General features: G+C 62.1%; 17 protein-coding genes and 1 tRNA gene. 15 read left to right on the top strand and 3 right to left on the bottom strand.

The features are described 5' to 3' along the window. The first annotated feature begins 139 nt into the window (after window positions 1–139). Window positions 140–1,030: a dihydrodipicolinate synthase family protein gene (locus RI032_RS20485; RefSeq protein WP_322547642.1), complete on the top strand. Its 891-nt coding sequence runs from the start codon at window positions 140–142 to the stop codon at window positions 1,028–1,030. A 35-nt stretch (window positions 1,031–1,065) separates the two neighbouring features. Here RI032_RS20485 and RI032_RS20490 read toward each other — a convergent pair. Further along, window positions 1,066–1,142 (bottom strand) — tRNA-Arg (locus RI032_RS20490). Window positions 1,143–1,251: 109 nt separating this feature from the next. Here RI032_RS20490 and RI032_RS20495 point away from each other — a divergent pair. From RI032_RS20495 to RI032_RS20520, 6 genes are all read left to right on the top strand, one after another. Then, window positions 1,252–1,842, top strand: coding sequence for a phosphatase PAP2 family protein (locus RI032_RS20495; RefSeq protein ID WP_010484750.1), 591 nt, complete (start codon window positions 1,252–1,254; stop codon window positions 1,840–1,842). Window positions 1,843–1,951: 109 nt separating this feature from the next. Further along, a complete protein-coding gene (locus tag RI032_RS20500) occupies window positions 1,952–2,260 on the top strand; it encodes a hypothetical protein (RefSeq protein WP_010484749.1) in 309 nt (102 codons plus the stop codon). Window positions 2,261–2,348: 88 nt separating this feature from the next. Beyond that, entirely contained in the window at window positions 2,349–3,455 is a 1,107-nt protein-coding gene (locus tag RI032_RS20505) for a polysaccharide biosynthesis/export family protein (RefSeq protein WP_010484747.1), read from the top strand. Window positions 3,456–3,468: 13 nt separating this feature from the next. After that, window positions 3,469–4,161 carry a YjbF family lipoprotein gene (locus RI032_RS20510; protein WP_322547643.1) on the top strand — a complete coding sequence of 231 codons (693 nt, stop codon included), beginning with the start codon at window positions 3,469–3,471 and terminating at the stop codon, window positions 4,159–4,161. Then, window positions 4,158–4,931 (top strand): capsule biosynthesis GfcC family protein, encoded by a 774-nt coding sequence (locus RI032_RS20515; RefSeq protein WP_100053203.1) that lies wholly within the window; start codon window positions 4,158–4,160, stop codon window positions 4,929–4,931. Before RI032_RS20510 ends, RI032_RS20515 begins: the two co-directional genes overlap by 4 nt. After that, window positions 4,931–7,051, top strand: a complete 2,121-nt coding sequence (locus RI032_RS20520) for a YjbH domain-containing protein (RefSeq protein WP_134958768.1) — start codon at window positions 4,931–4,933, stop codon at window positions 7,049–7,051. Before RI032_RS20515 ends, RI032_RS20520 begins: the two co-directional genes overlap by 1 nt. A gap of 182 nt (window positions 7,052–7,233) precedes the next feature. On the opposite strand, the gene RI032_RS20525 is transcribed toward RI032_RS20520, so the two are convergent. Together RI032_RS20525 and RI032_RS20530 are read right to left on the bottom strand one after the other, a co-directional pair. Then, complete coding sequence (locus RI032_RS20525) at window positions 7,234–9,462, bottom strand: polysaccharide biosynthesis tyrosine autokinase (RefSeq protein ID WP_099559444.1); 2,229 nt, start codon at window positions 9,460–9,462, stop codon at window positions 7,234–7,236. Between the two features lie 38 nt (window positions 9,463–9,500). Continuing rightward, on the bottom strand, window positions 9,501–9,941 hold the full coding sequence (locus RI032_RS20530; protein WP_134958769.1) for a low molecular weight protein-tyrosine-phosphatase: 441 nt from the start codon (window positions 9,939–9,941) through the stop codon (window positions 9,501–9,503). A 315-nt stretch (window positions 9,942–10,256) separates the two neighbouring features. Between RI032_RS20530 and RI032_RS20535 the strand changes: the two genes are divergently transcribed. The 8 genes from RI032_RS20535 to RI032_RS20570 all read left to right on the top strand — a co-directional run bounded on the left by RI032_RS20535 (window position 10,257) and on the right by RI032_RS20570 (window position 18,385). After that, the gene (locus tag RI032_RS20535) at window positions 10,257–11,678 is read left to right on the top strand and encodes an undecaprenyl-phosphate glucose phosphotransferase (RefSeq protein ID WP_010484734.1); all 1,422 of its coding nucleotides are present in this window, start codon (window positions 10,257–10,259) and stop codon (window positions 11,676–11,678) included. Between the two features lie 111 nt (window positions 11,679–11,789). Continuing rightward, window positions 11,790–12,926 (top strand): glycosyltransferase, encoded by a 1,137-nt coding sequence (locus tag RI032_RS20540; protein ID WP_010484731.1) that lies wholly within the window; start codon window positions 11,790–11,792, stop codon window positions 12,924–12,926. 133 nt (window positions 12,927–13,059) lie between these two features. Continuing rightward, a complete protein-coding gene (gene rfbF, locus RI032_RS20545) occupies window positions 13,060–13,836 on the top strand; it encodes a glucose-1-phosphate cytidylyltransferase (protein WP_322547644.1) in 777 nt (258 codons plus the stop codon). A 4-nt stretch (window positions 13,837–13,840) separates the two neighbouring features. Further along, window positions 13,841–14,908, top strand: coding sequence for a CDP-glucose 4,6-dehydratase (gene rfbG / locus RI032_RS20550; RefSeq protein ID WP_010484727.1), 1,068 nt, complete (start codon window positions 13,841–13,843; stop codon window positions 14,906–14,908). A gap of 27 nt (window positions 14,909–14,935) precedes the next feature. Further along, window positions 14,936–15,514: a dTDP-4-dehydrorhamnose 3,5-epimerase gene (gene rfbC / locus RI032_RS20555; protein WP_010484725.1), complete on the top strand. Its 579-nt coding sequence runs from the start codon at window positions 14,936–14,938 to the stop codon at window positions 15,512–15,514. A 1-nt stretch (window position 15,515) separates the two neighbouring features. Beyond that, a complete protein-coding gene (locus RI032_RS20560; RefSeq protein ID WP_010484723.1) occupies window positions 15,516–16,415 on the top strand; it encodes an NAD-dependent epimerase/dehydratase family protein in 900 nt (299 codons plus the stop codon). Next, on the top strand, window positions 16,412–17,311 hold the full coding sequence (locus tag RI032_RS20565) for a glycosyltransferase family 2 protein (RefSeq protein ID WP_010484720.1): 900 nt from the start codon (window positions 16,412–16,414) through the stop codon (window positions 17,309–17,311). Before RI032_RS20560 ends, RI032_RS20565 begins: the two co-directional genes overlap by 4 nt. A 12-nt stretch (window positions 17,312–17,323) precedes the next feature. Then, window positions 17,324–18,385: an acyltransferase family protein gene (locus RI032_RS20570; protein ID WP_322547645.1), complete on the top strand. Its 1,062-nt coding sequence runs from the start codon at window positions 17,324–17,326 to the stop codon at window positions 18,383–18,385. Window positions 18,386–18,479 lie beyond the last annotated feature (94 nt).

The raw sequence follows: 18,479 nt of genomic DNA on the forward strand, positions 1-18,479 counted from the left end.
CATGGTGCGCCATTTGCCCCGGATAGACACGCTGCATGGCCGCACTTGAGTTTTGTCATAGGACAATAAACAATTCCACGCGTCCAGCCATGCTCGCCCAGCCCGGCCGCCCTTTCTGTTGACCCAATCGGTACATTCCATGTTCAAAGGCCTCAGCGCGTTTCCGCTCACACCCCTCACCGAGCATCGGATCGATCTGCGTGCATTCGGCGGACTGGTCGAGCGCCTGGCCGATTCCGGTATTGAATCGATGGGTGTCCTGGGCTCCACCGGCAGCTACGCCTACTTGGAGAAGCCCGAGCGCAAGCGGGTACTGCGCGAAGCACTCGCGCATGCCGGGGGCGTACCGGTGATCGCCGGCATCGGTGCACTGCGTACCCGCGATGTGCTGGCACTGGCGCTGGATGCGGAGGATGCGGGTGCTGCTGGCCTGCTGCTGGCCCCCGTGTCCTACCAGCCCCTGAAGGATCATGAGGTGCAAGCGCTGTTCGAAACCGTATGCGCAGCGGTGCGCACGCCCATCTGCGTTTACGACAATCCGGGCACCACGCACTTCCGCTTCTCCGATGCGTTGCATGGCCGGATCGCCACGCTGCCCAACATCGCCTCGATCAAGATTCCGCGCCTTGCTGACGATCCGGCCGAGGCGGCCGCGCGCGTTGCGGCACTCCGTGCGTGCGTTCCTGCGCATGTGACGCTGGGCGTCAGTGGTGACGCCTCGGCGGTGCGTGGACTGCTGGCGGGGTGCGATGGCTGGTATTCGGTGACAGCAGGGTTGTTCCCTGAGGTTGCGCTGCAGATCGTGCGGGCCGTGGGCAATGGCGATGCGGAGGGCGCCCTTGCTCTGTCCACACGACTGGCGCCGCTGTGGTCGCTGTATGACCGGTTTGGCGGGATTCGCGTCATGGCCTGCGCAGCGGCCCTGCTGGGGCTGTGCGGCGAAGACTGCCTGCCACTGCCTCTGCAGGGGCTGCGGGATGGCGAGCGGGAGGAAGTAGCGGCGGTGCTGGGTGGGCTGGGGTTGCTGTAGAAGCCCGGCGAGCGGTTGCCGTGCGGTGTGGCGGGTGGTGACCCCGGCCCGATTCGAACGGGCGACCTTCCCCTTAGGAGGGGGACGCTCTATCCAGCTGAGCTACGGGGCCATTGGCAGCGGGAAAGGATACCGCGTCTGGCTGAATGGACCAAGCGGGCGTCGTTCTGCGCAGCCCACGAAGTGGATATGCTGGCCCGCCGCGACCCGTTGTGAACTGGATGTCCGACGTCTGGCGAACCCTCTCCGCCCTTGGCGACAGCCGGTGGCTGCTGCCGATGGCCCTGGTGCTGCTGATCACCCTGCCCCGCGCAGACGCACGCCTGAAATGGCGATGGCTGCTGGCCATCGCCGTCACCGCCGGCGTCACGCTTGCTTCGAAGCTGGCCTTCATGGGCTGGGGGATTGGCATCAAGAGCGTGCACTTCACCGGCTTCTCCGGGCACGCCGCGATGTCCAGCGTCATCTATCCGGTCGTTGGCGCGCTGCTGGCGGGGACCAGCAAGCTCCCCCGGAGAATCGGCCTGGTCATCGGCGTGCTGCTGGCCACCGCCATTGCCTGGTCACGAATCCCGTTGCATGCGCATAGCCTTTCGGAGGTCATTGCCGGGCTGATGCTTGGACTGGGCTGCAGCACGTGGGCAATGCACACCGCGGGCCCCTCGTCTCGTCCTAACGCAGTGGCAGCCGCTGCTGCCGTACTCGCGGGAATGGTCCTGCCCCTCGCCTTGCCCGATGTCCACACGCACCAACTCGTCATCGCGCTGGCAAAGCTCATCTCTGGCAGGGCCGAGATCTTCCAGCATTTTTGAGAACCGCCAACGCTACTGCACAATTTCTTCACGTTCCTTGACAGAGCAAATGAATAGCAGCCAACATAGCGGTGGAAAAATTTCCCTCACGGAGTAGGAGACCCCGTAGATGAAGAAGATGATTGCCGCCCTGGCCCTGCTGGGCCTGTCCTCGCCGGTGTTCGCCCAGGAAGCTCCTGTCGCCGCCGAAACCAGCGCCGAAGTTGCTGGTGCTGAAGCTGCTGGCGCTGCCGCCACCGGCACCCTGACCACCGTCGCTACCGTGGGCCTGGGCATTGCCGCTGCTGGCGTGCTGTACAGCGTTGCTGCGGACAGCAGCAAGGACGACGCGGGCAACAACGGCGGTACCGGCACCACCAACCCGCCGACCGGCACCACCGGTACGACCGGCACCACCGGCACCACCGGCACCAACTGATCGGTCCGCCGAAGCAGTAACCCCGCCCTCGCCGGGCGACGTTCGGCGAGGGCTTTTTCATGCCCGATCGGGCCAGGAACAGATTTCGATGGACTGCAAGCGTTTCGTAGCCACAATGACGGTGGCACTCACCCTGACCGGCTGCATGTGGGCGCCAGGCCAGCATCTTCGCTCGAGCACCTTCGCTCGCGATGATCAGCCCATTGGCAACGACCAGATCGAACTGATTCCGATCACGCCCAAGTTGATCGCCATGGAGCGCGCCACCCGCGACGTCGCGGCGCTGCCCGCTGCCCTGACCCAGTATCAGCCAGGCCCCTACCGCATCGGTGCTGGCGACATTCTCTACATCACCGTCTGGGATCACCCCGAACTGACCGTGCCAGCGGGCCCGCAGCAGCAGCTGAACGCCGCAGGCCGCCTCGTGCAGTCCGACGGAACGCTGTTCTATCCCTACATCGGCAAGATCACCGCAACGGGCAAGACGCCCGGCGAACTGCGCGAAGAGATCTCCACCAAGCTGGCACGCTACATCGAAGCGCCGCAGGTGGACGTCTCCATGTTGACCTATGCCAGCCAGCGCGTCTGGGTCACCGGCGCCTCGCGCCAGGCCGCCACCGTTCCGCTGACGGTAACGCCGCTGACGATGGGCGATGCCATCAGCCAGGCAGGCCTTGACCCGGCACAGGCCGACCTCTCCGGCATTCGCCTGACACGTGATGGCACCACCTACACCATCGATCTCGATCGGCTGGGTCGCAGCGGCGGCGGTGACACCAATGTGTTCCTCAAGTCCGGCGATCACATCTACGTGCCCTATCTCGACCACAAGGAAGTATTCGTGGTTGGCGAGGTCAATCAGCCGGGTGCAATGAACTTCAAGACCGGCGAAATCTCCCTGAGCCAGGCCCTTGGACGTGCGCGCGGCCTGCTGCAGACCACGTCGAATGGCAACGCTGTCTACGTGATCCGCGGCTCGAACGACCTGCAGAGCACTCCGTCGCAGGTGTTCCATCTGGAAGCCAAGTCACCGACCGCATTTGCCGTGGCCAGCCAGTTCGACCTGCAGCCCGGCGATGTCGTGTTCGTCGGCGCCGCTGGCGTGACCCGCTGGAGCCGGTTCGTGAACCAGCTGCTGCCGTTCACCTCCATCATCAGCAACGCCGCCAGCGCGCGCAGCGACCTGGACAAGTAAGGTGGCCCGCACCATGAGCAGGATCGCTCAGGCCGCCACCCGACACGCAAACCGCCAGCGCCCCGTGGCGCTGGCCTTGCTTGTACTCATCACCGCAACCAGTTGCGGCGTGGTGGGCAAGACCAGCGTCAAGTCGGTCCAGATGGCGCTGCAGGGCAAGCCCGACGTGGACCCCACGGCCGCCGAGGTAGCCGCCAATCGATTCCCGCAGATCAAGGTCACCGGTCCGGCAGGCGGCGCCGTCCTGGTGCTTGGCAACATCGACTCCGGGCGCCAGGCCTGGTACAGCTCCGAGCGAAGCATCGTCTTCCTCCGTGATGGTGTCGTCGTCGGAACCCACGGCAGCAGCCCGGAGCTTCAGGACATGACGCTCGAAGGGGACTCCCCCTTCCACGCGCTGCACCGGATAGCAGACGGCACGACCGTGCAACGCCGATACGACGTGATGCCTGATTATCGTTATGGAATGAAGGTCATCGGCACCCTGACCACCCTGGGCAAAGAGAAGGTCCATATCCTGGAGAGCGAACGCGAGCTGCTGCACGTGCGGGAGCGGCTTCAGGGCGAAGGCTGGAAGCGCGACAACCACTACTGGGTCGATCCTGCCAACGGGTTCATCTGGAAGAGCATCCAAGCCATCGCACCCGACACCAGCCTTGAAGTTGTCCAGCTCAAGCCCTACTCGCAGGACCTGCAGAACCGATGACACTGCGACCGATCATCCTTGGGCTGGCACTGGCGCTGGCCACCCATGCGCACGCCTCATCGCCGATTGGCGTCGAAGCGGTCGGCCATGTCCGTAACCCTGGCGCACACACCCTGCCTGCCCGGGCCCGCCTCAGCGCGGCAGCACTCGCAGCAGCACCGGATACAGAAGCCTACATGCCGGGAGCGGCGCTTCTGCGACAACGCTCACTGCTGCCTCAGACCCGCCTCAAGGCAGGCCTGCTCTTCGACCTTGAAACGCTCGCTTCTCAGCAGGACGCCCCGGAGCTTGCCGAGGCAGCCGCTCTACTGGCGCGCGAACTCGGGGATCTACCCGTAACGGGGCGTGAGCCACAGCTGCTTGATCCGCGCCGCCTTGAAGCAAGCGCCACGGAAAATCGGCCCGCACTTGAGGGCGACCGCGTTGTCTATCCCGGCCGACCCGATACCGTGCAGGTGACTGGTGCCGTAGCACAACCGTGCAAGCTCGAACATCAGTTCTCGCTTGACGCACGACACTATCGCAGCGCCTGCCCCATCCTGCCAGCGGCGAGCCGGGATGATCTCTACGTCATCCAGCCCGACGGCAAAGTGCAGCAACTCGGCGTGGCCCTGTGGAACCGCAGCACACCCGTGCACCTTGCTCCTGGAGCGGTGATCTATGTGCCGCTGGACGCCGCGAAGATCCGCACGATTGCCCCCGATGTCAACGAGGATGCCGTGCGCTTCCTTGCCACCCAGGTGCTGGATGCACCCGGAGTTTCATACTGATGCGCCATCGTTCCATCCCACTGGCACGCACCAGTGCTGCCCTTCTCAGCCTGAGCGTCAGTGCTGTATTGCACGCACAAACAGCGCCTGCTCCCACCGCGAGCGACTGGGGCGGCGTTGGCCTTCTGCAGACCCCCACCGCACGCATGGCCGACGACGGCGAGGTGAGCTTCACCGCAAGCCATACCTCGCCCTACAGTCGCTACAACGTGGTGATGCAGCCCCTGCCCTGGGTCGAAGGCGCGTTCCGCTATGTATCGGTAGCGAACCGACGCTATGGCCCGGAATGGCTGAGCGGCAAGCAGAACTACAAGGACAAGTCGATCGACCTGAAGGTCCGGCTGTGGCAGGAAAGCCGATGGGCGCCTGAGCTGTCCGCAGGCTTCCGCGATATCGGCGGTACTGGCCTGTTCTCCAGTGAGTATCTGGTTGCAAGCAAGCGATTCGGGCCCATCGATGCAAGCCTCGGCCTCGCCACCGGCTACATCGGCAATCGAGGCGATTTCTCGAACCCACTTCGGGTGATCAGCGATCGCTTTGAAGAGCGCCCGCGCGCGCAGGGCACTGGCAACTTCAACAGCAAGGGTATGTTCCGCGGTCCCGTCGGCATCTTCGGCGGCATCGCGTACCAGACCCCCTGGGAGCCCCTGCAGCTGAAGCTTGAGTACGACGGCAACGACTACAAGCGCGAACCACAGAACAACAATCAAACGCAGAAGAGCCCGATCAACCTGGGCGCAAGCTATGCCGTGAATCCCAACGTGCAACTGCATCTTGGCTGGGAGCGCGGCGACACAGCCATGTTCGGCATTACCCTGCGCGGCAATGTGGCACGAGCGAAATCCACGCCCAAGCTGCTGGATCCACCCCCAGTTGCGCGAGCATCCGCGGCACCCTCTGCGCAATCAATGGATGACATCGACTGGCCCGCCTTGAGCCGGACCCTGGAAGAGAACGCCGGCCTTCGTGTCACGGGCATCAGCCGACGTGGATCGGAAGTCATTGTCAGCGGCGAACAGCGCCGGTTCTACTACCCGGCGCAGGGAGTTGGCCGCGCGGCGCGCATCCTGGATTCCGAACTGCCATCCGATACCACTTGGTTCACGATCGAGAATACCCGCCTGGGCGTACCCGTCGTGGAAAGCAGCATCGAGCGCAGCACCTTCAACAGTTACCTCGACAATCGTACCCCGCTGAGCGAACTGGCCGGCCACATCGAGCAGGCAGCACCTGCTCAGCAGCGCCGTGAGAGCCTTTATGCGGCGCCACTTCGACGCTACGACGGCGCGTTCAATATTGGATACCAGCAGCAGCTCGGTGGTCCCGATGGCTTCTTCCTGTTCCAGGTCGCAGGCACCTACTCGGCCAATTTCCACTTCACGCGGAATACCTGGCTGAGCGGAACGCTCAGCTACAACGCGTACAACAACTACGACCGCTTCCGCTACGACGCCCCAAGCAACCTGCCCCGGGTCCGCACGAACATCCGTAAGTACTTGACTACGGAAGACCTGACCCTGACCAACCTGCAGTTCACCAGCAATCATCAGCTGGGCAAAGACCTGTATGGCTCGGCCTACGCCGGGCTGTTCGAGGCCATGTACGGCGGTGTGGGTGGTGAGATCCTCTACCGCCCCCTCAACGAGCGCTGGGCCGTGGGTGCCGAGCTGAACTGGGTGAAGCAGCGCGATTTCGATCAACGCTTCAGCTTCCGCGACTACAGCACCACCACCGGCCACGCCAGCTTCTATTATCAGTGGGGCGATGAGCACAAGATCACCAGCATGATCAGCGCCGGTCGCTACCTGGCAAAGGACTGGGGCGCCACGGTCTCGGTCGCGCGCGCCTTCGACAATGGCGTCAACATGGGCGCATACGCCACCAAGACCGATGTTTCATCCAAGGACTTTGGCGAAGGCAGTTTCGATAAGGGCATCTTCATTTCGATCCCCTTCGACTTCCTGCTGCCACGCTCAACCCGCGCGCGTGCAACGTTCGCTTGGAATCCGCTGTATCGGGATGGTGGCGCGCGCCTGAGCCGAAGCTATGCGCTGTACCAGCTGACTTCAGAGCGGGATCCGGACTTCTTCTTCAACAATCTCGACAGAATCGACGACTGACGACGGGCATCCACCCCACTCGACAGAGACCAAGGAAGGGCCGGCTGTCAGCGCAGCCGGCCCTTCTCGTTTGCCTGCGCTGACCTGGTGTCCTGCAGCCAAAAGAAAGGGCCGGTTGCACATGCAACCGACCCTTCCTCTCTCCCGGAGGTGAAAGCCCTTCAGCTCACCCCTTGGAGCAATCACTTCTCGCTTGAAGCGTACTCGTAGTAGCCATAGCTGTAATAGCCCGTGGCACGCTTCTCCACCGCATTGAAGATCGCGCCCTTCACCTTCACGCCATTCTGCTCGAAGCGCTTCATCGACAGCTCGATCTCCTTCGGCTGGTTCACGCCGAATCGCGTCACCATCAGGGTAGAGCCGGCGTGGTTGGCCACAATTGCGGCGTCGGTGACCGCAAGAATCGGCGGCGTATCGACGATCACCAGGTCGTATTCCTTGGCCAGGCCCTCCAGCAGCTGCAGGAAGCGCGGGTGCATCAGCAGCTCGGACGGGTTCGGCGGAATATCACCGCGGGTGATGTAATGCATGTTCTCCAGGCCCGGGACGGCATGAATCGCATCCTGCAGCGTCACCTTGCCGGCCAGCACGTCAGACAAGCCCCCGGAATGCGACACGCCCAGCACCTTGTGCAGGGTACCCTTTCGCATATCAACGTCGACGACAAGGACCTTCTGGCCCGCCTGAGCGACGACAGCCGCCAGGTTCGCCGAAATGAAGGTCTTGCCGACACCGGGCCGCGGGCCCGAGATGGCCAGAATGTTGTTCTTGGCCTCAAGCATTGCAAAGTGCAGGCTTGTGCGGAGGCTGCGCAATGCCTCCACCGCCAGGTCGGCGGGCTCGGCAGCGGCCAGAAGGTGGGACCGGCCATCTGCCACCACGCGCTTCTTGCCACCCTTGCCCTTCTGAACCTTCAGAAGATTCCGCGAGTTGCTGAGCGGAATGGCGGCATACACGGGCAACCCCAGTTCCTCGATCTGCGCCGGATCCTCCACGCCAGGATTGAGCATGCGGAGCAGGAAAACTGCGGCCGTGGACAGGAATGCGCCCAACAGGAACGACACAAGAACAATCAGCGGCTTGCGAGGCTTCACCGGCTTGCTGATATCAACGATCGCATCATCAACGATCCGGACATTGCCAACCGTACCGGCCCGCGCAACATCCAACTGCTGCGCCTGGTTCAACAGCGCGGTGTACAGCTCGTTGCTGACCTGCAGATCACGGGTATGTCGCAGCAGTTCCTGCTGCGTATCAGGCAGCGCGCTCACTTCACGACGGAAGCCACTCTTGCGTGCCTCAAGCTCGCCGATCTGGTTCAGCATCGCACGGTAGGCCGGATGCTCGCGCGTGAAGCTGCGATCCATCTCCGCCTGCTTCAGGCGCAGCTGCTGGATGCTGGCCTCAACGGCGACCTCCTGCTCGAGCAGACCCTTGGTCTGCATCGTAATGTCGACGGAATTCGAACGGGACTGGTAAGCCGCCATTGCCGCCTGCGCGTCCTCCACCTGCTTGCGCACGGTTGGGAGCTGATCCTTCACGAAGGCAAGCTGCGTCGCGGCCTCGGCAGAGCCGCGGTCGACGTTCTGCCGGACGTAGGCTTCAGCAATGTTCTGCACCAGCGCCTGCGCACGATCCGCATCGGTGTCTTCATAGCTGACGCGAAGGATGCCCGAGTCCTTGCCCTGTTCGGACGCGCGGATGTCTTCCTGCAGCCCGGCGATGACATCGAGGCGACGCTGCTTGGTCAGCGTGAAGCGCATGCCCGGATTGGCATTCAGGCTCGCGACTTCAATCTTGATCCCGCGCGCCTCGGCGGGCATGCCGACCTTGCCGGCAAGAATGGTTTCGCCCTCGTCATCAAGCAGCGAGTACTCCCCAGCCTTGTCACCTGCAACAAGCATCATCGGCTCGTCGAGCAGCCGTGCCGGAACATCCAGGCGATGGATCTTCAGCTCATCGCCGCCCCAGCCATAGCTGGAAAGCCCCAGAACCGGAGCCGCCACCTCCCCCTCGGTCTCACCCGAGAAACGACGTGCAATCAGCCCTCCCACCAATGGGAAACGCCGGGGCTCGATGACCGTCTCAAGCTGCATCTTGTCGACCGCGGTACCGACAATCGTGCGCGAGGTCAGCAGCGCAACCTCAGTGGTGGACGCGGTACTGCCGCCGCCGCCAAGAGAGGTCAGGTCTGCAAGACCCGGAATGGTCGGCATCTTCGACTCAACCTGCACCGTGGCCTCTGCCCGATACACCGGCGGCGTCAGGATCGCGTAGGCGGCGCCAACCATCGCGAACAGGAAGGTTGTTCCCAGGATCCACCACTTGCGGTCAATCAGAACGCCCAGCAGATCCCGCAGATCAATCTCGTCGTCTTCGCGGTTGGGCCGCGCACTGGTTTCCTTGGTCATAGCTTCCGTTTCGTGAAAAAACCGCACCAGTGCGGCAATTACTTGATGTGGCTGGCCCAGCGGGCAACGCCCTGCTCGATCAAACCGTAAACGTGTTCGAACGCGATCCTCTGCTGGCGGTAGGGGTCGGGGATCTCCGCCCTTCCATCCCAATGCCCCAGCAGGAATGTCTTGCCGCTTACCTGAGGAACCTCGCGGGCGATTCGCGCCACGTGGGACTGCTCCATCACCAGCACCAGGTCAGCCGCCGCCAGCACGGATGGCGTCGCCAGACGCCCTCGATGGGCGCTCGGATCATGCCCCTTCTCCCGAAGCAGATCTCCCGCGGTCTCATCTATCGGCCGACCGACCAATGCCTGAAGCCCTGCGGAAGAGACATCTACCCCTGTGCGATCCCTGAGTTGGTGCCGCATGAGCACTTCTGCGGTCGGGCTTCGACAGATGTTTCCGATGCAGACCAACAGCACCTTGTTGAACATGGGCCAATCCTCTGGCGGGGCGACGTGAGGTGCATAACGTCAGCCACCAACGCTTCGCATACGAAAGTTAGCCAAGCAGCATACCTGACATGAGGGTGTAACTGAACCCAGCCCTACCAGGCCGATGAGGCGGCGCCCTCGGCCCTAACCCCGGGAATCCGGACGCAGGTCACGCCTTGGTGAAGGTTCTGTTATCATCCTGTGATCGATTGTAACAGCTAACGGGTTGGACTGACGGCCGGATTGGCGCCGCCAGCCCGCCGGGCAGCGAGGCGATTGCTGGATGCACGGATCCTCTACAAGGAAGAAATCGACATGTCTTACATGCCTGCACGGCACCACGCTGGGCTCTGGAACGCTTCAGGAAACAGATTTGCTCCTGCGCTCAGCCTGGCGCTGAGAATCGGGGATCCTCTCATCCTGGTGGCCGCTGCACTGGCGGCCTATGCGATGAGGTTCGGCGATCTGCACATGCCGATGAACTATGCCCGCCTGGTCTCCATCACCGTTCTCTTCGCACTTCTCGTCCTTGGATCCTCGTCATTGTACGAGAGCTGGCGTGGGCGCGGGCTGCTCGCCGAGTTCGGCAAGGTCCTGATGAAGTTCGCCGTGATCTTCGGAGGCCTTCTCGCCTACTCGACCGCGATCCAGGTAACCGATGAGCTTTCACGCATATGGCTCGCCTCGTGGTTTGGCATGAGCCTGGCGGGCGTAATTGCACTCCGCATTGGCGTTCGCGGCATCGCCGGCTGGATCCGGGCCCGGGGCGCAGACTTGCGGAGCGCTGTCATCGTGGGCGCCACGACCGATTCGCAGCACATCGTCAACTCCCTGAGGTCGGCATCCTGGGCAGGAATTGAGGTGCGCGGCTGGTTCGGAACCCCCTCTGACCGCGGCAGCGTGCAGCATGCAAGCAAGCTGGGGGAACTGGATGGGCTCGGCACGTACGTGGAGGCCAATCATATCGATCAGGTGTGGATTGCCCTTCCGATGCGCGACGAAGACAACATCGCAACTGCCCTGAATCAGTTGCAGCATTCCACTGCCGATATCAAGTTCGTGCCTGACATGTTCGGGCTGCACCTGCTGAACCACTCCGTCGAGCAGGTCGCGGGCCTTCCCGTCATCAATCTTCAGCAGACCCCCCTTCAGGGCGGCGCCCGCCTGATCAAGGCCCTGGAGGACCGTATTCTTGCCGGCCTCATCCTGCTCATGATCTCACCGATCATGCTCGCGATTGCGGTGGCGGTGAAGCTGAGCTCCCCAGGCCCGATCTTCTATCGGCAGGAGCGGATGAGCTGGAACAACAAGACGTTCTGGATGCTGAAGTTCCGCTCGATGCCGGTCGACGCCGAGGGCGCCTCTGGCGCAGTGTGGGCGAAGGCCGGCGAGAATCGCGCTACCCGTGTGGGCAGTTTCCTTCGCAAGACCAGCCTGGACGAACTACCACAGTTCATCAACGTCCTGCTGGGCGACATGTCGATCGTTGGACCGCGGCCGGAGCGGCCGGTGTTCGTGCACAAGTTCAAGCACGAAATTCCGTCCTACATGAAAAAACACATGGTGAAGGCGGGCATCACCGGCTGGGCACAGGTCAACGGCTGGCGAGGCTCTACCGATCTTCACAAGCGCATCGAATGTGACCTTTTCTACATTGAGAACTGGTCGCTTGCGTTTGATCTGAAGATCGTTCTCATGACTCTGTTCAAGGGATTCGTGCACAAGAACGCATACTGAGAAACTTGTCGCGCCGGATCTACCGACTGAGATGGCACACATGACGGCGTGTTACAGCGCGAGTTCTTTCGATGTACCGGCCTGCCTGCCAACGTCCCTTTATTGCCCGACATGCTCATTACCCTGCTAATCCTGTTCACGGCCGCCTGCGTTCTGGCAGTGATCTACCCCTACCTCATCTACCCCGCCATGCTGGCTGCCTGGAAGGTTCGGCCCGTTCGCCAGGGACCACCGGATTGCGGAGATGGCGCTGACTTCACCCTGCTGTTCTGCGCCTACAACGAAGCATCCGCCATGCCACAGAAGCTGGCCAATCTAAGGGAACTGCGCAAGCAGTACCCCGCGATGCAGTTCATGGCTTTCGACGATGGCTCCGCCGATGGAACCGCCGACCTGATCGAGCAGGGTGCGCCGTTCGTCAAGTTGGTGCGCGGCGGCGGCAGGAACGGGAAGGCGCACGGGATGAAGCTGATGGCCGGCCGGGCAACGTCCCGCTACCTCATCTTTACTGACGCCAATGTGCTACTGGATCTTCAGGCACCGCACGCGCTCTTCGCATGCTATGCCGACGAGGAGGTTGGCGGCATCTGCGGCGCCCTGCATTATCTTGGCGCAGATGGATCGGCAACTGCGGCCGTGGGCGGCCTTTATTGGCGGCTGGAAGAGAAGATCAAGGACCTTGAGTCCCGGAGCGGCAGCGTGATGGGCGCAGATGGCTCCATCTTCTCAATCCGCACAGCACTGTATCCGAGCTTTCCCGATACCGTGCTGGACGATTTCACGGTCTCAATGGAAGTTGTCTTCAAGGGCTTGCGGTTGATCAAGTGCAACGATGTCGTTGCCTATGAGCAACTGGTTTCGGTGCGCGCCGACGAGTTTGCGCGCAAGGTCCGCATTTCCGCGCGCGCGTTTCATACCCACACCGTGCTGACCTCAAGGCGTCGCAATCTGAAATTCGGCAACCGATTCCGCTACTTCTCGCACAAGACGCTGCGCTGGTTCGGCGGGGCCTTCCTGCTGGCGGGAACAGCGGCAGGCGTGGCTACCCTCAGCCTGATCTCGCCCGTGCTTGGAATGGTGAGCGTGCTCGCGCTCATCGCCGTGGCTATCGCAGGCACGAAGACGACCAGGGGCCCTCTCTCCTCACTTGTGGAGGTCGTGCTCGCCATGCTGGCCACGCTGCAGGGGGTGGCACGCGCAGTACGAGGTCAGACGTTCGCAGTGTGGAATCCGGCCAAGTCACGTTGAAAGCCGGACGCGTGCCAGACGGAAAGATGGCGACGGTGCGAGAATTCCACGCTTGGGAGCTGCGTAGACGCGGGCTGCCGCACGGAAGCAACACAGCTGCACACGATTTGTCGAGAATTTTCCAGGAGAAAGCATGAAAGCAGTCATCCTCGCGGGAGGATTGGGAACGCGTCTGGCCGAAGAGACGGCCGTGCGACCAAAGCCGATGGTCGAGATCGGCGGCCATCCGATCCTCTGGCACATCATGAAGATCTACTCGGCACATGGCATCAACGAATTCATCGTTTGCTTAGGGTACAAGGGCTACTACGTGAAGGAATTCTTCGCGAACTATGCCCTCCACAACTCCTCGATCACGGTCGACATTGCCAACCGCTCACTGGAATTCAAGGGCGATTCGCAACTTCCACCCTGGAAAGTTCACCTCGTGGACACCGGTACAGAATCGATGACCGGCGGCCGACTGCGCCGCGTTCGCGACTACCTCGACAAGGATGAGCCGTTCTGCATGACGTATGGCGATGGCGTTGCCGACATCGACATCACCTCTCTACTGAAGTTCCACAACGCCCACGGCAGGGACGCCACGCTGACGTCGGTACGCCCGGCGGGCCGCTTTGGTGCCACTGTCATCCGGGACGGAAAGGTCACAGAGTTCACCGAGAAACCGGCCGGTGACGGTGCGCAGATCAACGGCGGGTTCTTCGTACTGCACCCCCGCGTCATCGACCGGATCGCGGGTGACAGCACGATATGGGAACGCGAGCCGCTGGAAGGGTTAGCACGCGACAGCCAGCTGGCCGCCTTCGAACACAAGGGTTTCTGGCAGCCCATGGACACGCTCCGGGACAAGCAGTCCCTGGAAGCGCTTTGGGACGCCGGCAAGGCCCCATGGAAGATCTGGGACTAAGCATATGCCGAACCGTGATTTTTGGAGCAAGCAACGCGTATTCCTCACCGGGCACACGGGCTTCAAGGGCAGTTGGACTGCGCTCTGGCTGGCCCGCATGGGCGCGCAGGTACACGGCTACTCGTTGGCGCCCGAAACCACCCCTAATCTTCATGACCTGATCGGCAACGCCACGGGCATGACCTCCACCATCGGCGACATCCGCGACCCTCTCGCACTCCAGCAAGCGGTGGATACCTGCGACCCGACCGTGGCGATCCATATGGCGGCTCAGCCCCTGGTCCGTCGCTCCTATCGGGAGCCAGCAGAAACTTATGACGTTAATGTCATGGGTACGCTGCACGTGCTGAATGCGCTTCGCCGCGCACCTCATCTGCGCGCGATCCTCGTCGTCACCACGGACAAGGTCTATATGAACGACGACTCGGGCCGTCCGTTCATTGAAACCGATCCACTGGGCGGTCACGACCCGTACTCCAGCTCCAAGGCGGCGTGCGAGGAACTGGTCTCCTGCTATCGGCAGAGCTATTTCGAAGAAGCCGGGATCCGTTTGGCCACTGCGCGTGCCGGCAACGTGGTAGGTGGCGGTGACTGGTCAGAGGATCGCCTGATCCCCGACATTTGGCGGGCCATGCTCGCCGGCCAGCCAGTTACCTTGCGCAACCCCGGCAGCACCCGGCCATGGCAGCATGTCCTGGACCCGGTGTCCGGCTACCTGGATTATGCCGAGGCACTGGCATCGGACTCTGCCGCGGCACTCCCCAATGCGCTGAACCTTGCGCCCGCGACAGATTCGCCCATGAATGTTCAGGCGGTCACTGAGACGCTCGGAAAGGCACTTGGCATGCACGAGACATGGCGCCTGGACGAAAGTGACAATCCGGCCGAAATGAAGATGTTGACCCTGGACGCCTCGTTGGCAACCCGCGTGCTCGGCTGGCATCCGCGCCTGACCGGGCGCCAAGCCGTCGAATGGTCTGCCGATTGGTACATCCGGCAACACCAAGGGCAGGATGCGACCACCCTAACCCTTGCCCAGATCGCTGAATACGAAGGACTGGCGACGCGTTGAGCGCGCGCCCGGAAAGGAAATGACACCATGAAGTTCACCCCCGCCCCACTGGATGGCGTGTGCCTGATCGATCTGGAGCCCCGCAGCGATGATCGCGGCTTCTTCTCGCGCCTCTTCTGTCAGGACGAGTTCGCCGCGCATGGATTGGAGACGAACTTTCTGCAGTTCAACACCTCGTTCACCCGGGCGCGCCACACCTTGCGCGGTCTCCACTATCAGCTCGGCGAGTCTGCCGAGGTGAAAGTCGTCAAATGCACGGCCGGCAGCCTGTACGACGTCGTGCTTGATCTACGCCCGGACTCGCCCAGCTTCGGCAAATGGTTCGGCGCAGAACTAAGCGCCGAGAACCGCCGGATGATGTATGTGCCTCGCGGCTGCGCCCACGGCTTCATGTCCCTCACCGACGATGTTGAAATGCTCTATTTCGTCAGTGCCGCATACAACGGCCAGAACGAGCGCTGTGTCCGCTGGAACGACCCACGTTTCGGTGTGGAGTTCCCGCACACGCCACTCGCGATCTCCGAGAAGGACGCAACCGCACCGGACTTCGACCCGGCATGGCACCTGAACACTGCCGTCACCAACACCCCATTCCCGCGGAGCTGAAATGCGAGTTCTGCTCACCGGCGCCAGCGGCCTGATCGGACAGGCCCTGCACAAGAATCTCTCCCGGGACAACGAGGTAGTCACCCTCGGCCGCAGCACAAGCGCGGACGTACGCCTCGACCTGGCTGACGTAGACGGACTGAACTCAGTGGCCCTGCCACCGGCCGATGCCCTGGTCCACTGCGCCGGCATCGTCGACGAAGACTTCCGCGACGATCCCGTCCGTGCCGCCAGAATGGCAATGTTCGGGGCTGGCGCCCTCGCGCGCCAGGCCGTCGCTGCGGGCGCCACACGTCTTGCCTACATTTCCTCGGCCCACGTGTACGGTCCGATGCTGGGCCACATGGACGAGCGCTCACCGCCTAATCCGGTATCGGACTATGCGATCTCGCACTACGCCACCGAACAGGTCTTCCGACGGTACGCACAAGGCCCAGTGACTGCTGCCGCATTCCGGCCATGCGCCGTGTTCGGCACCCTGGGTGATCCTGACGCATTTCGTCGATGGACGCTGATCCCCTTCTCCTTCCCTCGCGAAGCGGTGATGGAACGTCGCATCGTCATCCGCTCGACCGGGCAGCAGCGACGCAACTTCGTGGGAACCAACGACATCGCGGACAGCGTACGACACTGGCTGAATGCCTCATCTTCGGCCTGGCAGGTGATCAACCCTGTCGGCGCAACCTCCTGCACGGTATTCGAATTCGCCCAGCGGTGCGCTGCAATTTCCGATGAACTGGTCGCAGGCACCTGCATCGTCGAGCGTCAGCAGCCGACTGGACCGCAGACCGGGGACGACTTCGAGTACGCTTCCATCCTGCAACCAGACACGGTTCGTCAGTCCATTGACGAATTCGCGCGTGGATTGATGAGCCAGCTGCTGCTCAAGGCCACGCCATGACGCCGCGCCTAACCATCGGCCTTATCATCTACAACGGGGTGGACATTGCACGCCGCTGTATCGACAGCCTGATCTCGCAGACTTACACAGACTTCGTCCTGCTGATTCATGACAATGGGTCGACCGACGGCACCAGCGAGATCTGCGCCGAGTACGCCGCACGTGACCTTCGCGTGCGGCACGTGCGACACCCGCAGACCATTCCGCAAAGCGATAACTTCCGCGGTGTGCTGATGTCTGCGGACAGCGAGTACTACATGTGGGCAGCGGATGACGATATCTGGTCGCCGCAGTTCGCCGAGCTGTGCATCGCCCAGCTCGACGCCAACCCCGATGCGGTGGCGTGCTGCACCGAGGTGAACTTCCGTTACCCCGATGGCGATGTTCGCCGTGCACGCGGTACCTTCCCCATCGTCGGCACGCCCGATGAGCGCGTGCGCACCTACCTGCACAATCCGCGCGACAGCGCCCGGCTTTACGGCGTGTACCGCACCAAGGCTCTCCAGGCCAGCTATCCCGCCGGATTGAACATGTTTGGCTATGACTGGCTGGTGGTCTGCCTGAGTATGCTTCACGGCCACCACTTGCAGGTTGACGGCGTGCAGCTTCTGCGCAGCGGGCATGCGCCAGGAAAGTACTTCGAGCGCTACGACCGTCATTTCGTCCGCGATACGGGCCTGATCGGACGTCTTTCCTGGTTCCTGCCGCTATTGCCTCTGTCGCAGGCCCTGAAGGCCCACCTTCCCCGCAGCGCATGGAGGGCTTCACGACTTCGTGTTGCGCGGCTCAATCTGATCCAGCTGCTGTTGTTGCTGAAGTGGAAGTGGCCCGTATTGAACAATACGTTCTTGCTTGCGCGGAAAATCGATCTCCTCTTTAGCAAGAAGCAACCCTAGCGGAGCCGTGTCGTGAGCATCTCGCCACACCTTGACAACAACTTCAACCTGCTTCGGTTGGTTGCGGCGTCATCCGTCATCTTTTCGCATGCCTATGACATCACCTCGGGGCTGCATGATCCCCTGAGCGCCAGAATCGGCTATTCCGCCGGCTGGGTTGCCGTGTCTGCGTTCTTCTCCATGAGCGGGTACCTCATATACAAGTCGGCAATTCGCACACCTTCTGCTGCTGATTACATATCCGCCCGCTGCCTTCGGATCCTTCCCGGGCTCTGGGCCATGCTCGTAATCACAACGCTGGCACTTTCATCAATCACGGCCCTTCCCCTTGTGGAATATTTGGGATTGTCCGAGACGTGGGAGTACATCTTCGGCAACGCGATCATGTACATGCCTCGCTACGAACTGCCTGGGGTGTTCCTGAGCAACCCGTTGGCCGGCGTAATCAATGGGTCACTGTGGACCCTGCGATTCGAGTTCACCTGCTACATTCTGGTCATCGCCCTCAGCGTCAGCGGAGTTTTTTCCCGCGAACGATGGTTCCGACTGTTTGCAGTCGTTGCTGTAGCTGGATATCTGGCGTTCATCGCCCATGCTCTGCTGACGAGCACTACCCAATCAGCGCTTTTTGACGGAAACAGCGCCGCCAAGTTCCATCGCCTGGGTTTGGCGTTTCTGCTTGGCATGTTCTTTGCTCGCTACCGTGATGGCATGCCGGTTTCGTGGGGGATGCTCTTCGGAGTGTATCTGGCCGCAGCGGTCCTATGGCCGACCCCACTGTTCCAGCCCGCCCTCATTGCAGCGATTGCGGTCACCTGCTTCAAGATTGCGTTCGCACCAATGCCCTCGCTTGATTGGGCAAAAACAATGCCCGATGTCAGCTATGGCGTGTACATCTACGCATTTCCCGTTCAACAGGTTTTCGCGTACGCCTTCCCGCAATGGAGTCCTTTGCAGAACTCCCTAGCAAGCCTGCCAGCCACGCTTTTGCCGGCGATTCTCTCCTGGTATCTGGTGGAGAAGCCAGCCTTGAGACTCAAGGGTAGGCTGGTCTTCACGCGGGCTCGTGCCTGACCTCTCATGCCACCTGGCCTTAAGAACATGTCTCGGGGCATTGCAGACTAATCCGCACACCGAAAGAGATCTGCCCTCATTGCGCGGGGAACAC

The sequence above is a fragment of the Stenotrophomonas geniculata genome (assembly GCF_034508895.1).
Taxonomy (GTDB): Bacteria; Pseudomonadota; Gammaproteobacteria; order Xanthomonadales; family Xanthomonadaceae; genus Stenotrophomonas; species Stenotrophomonas geniculata.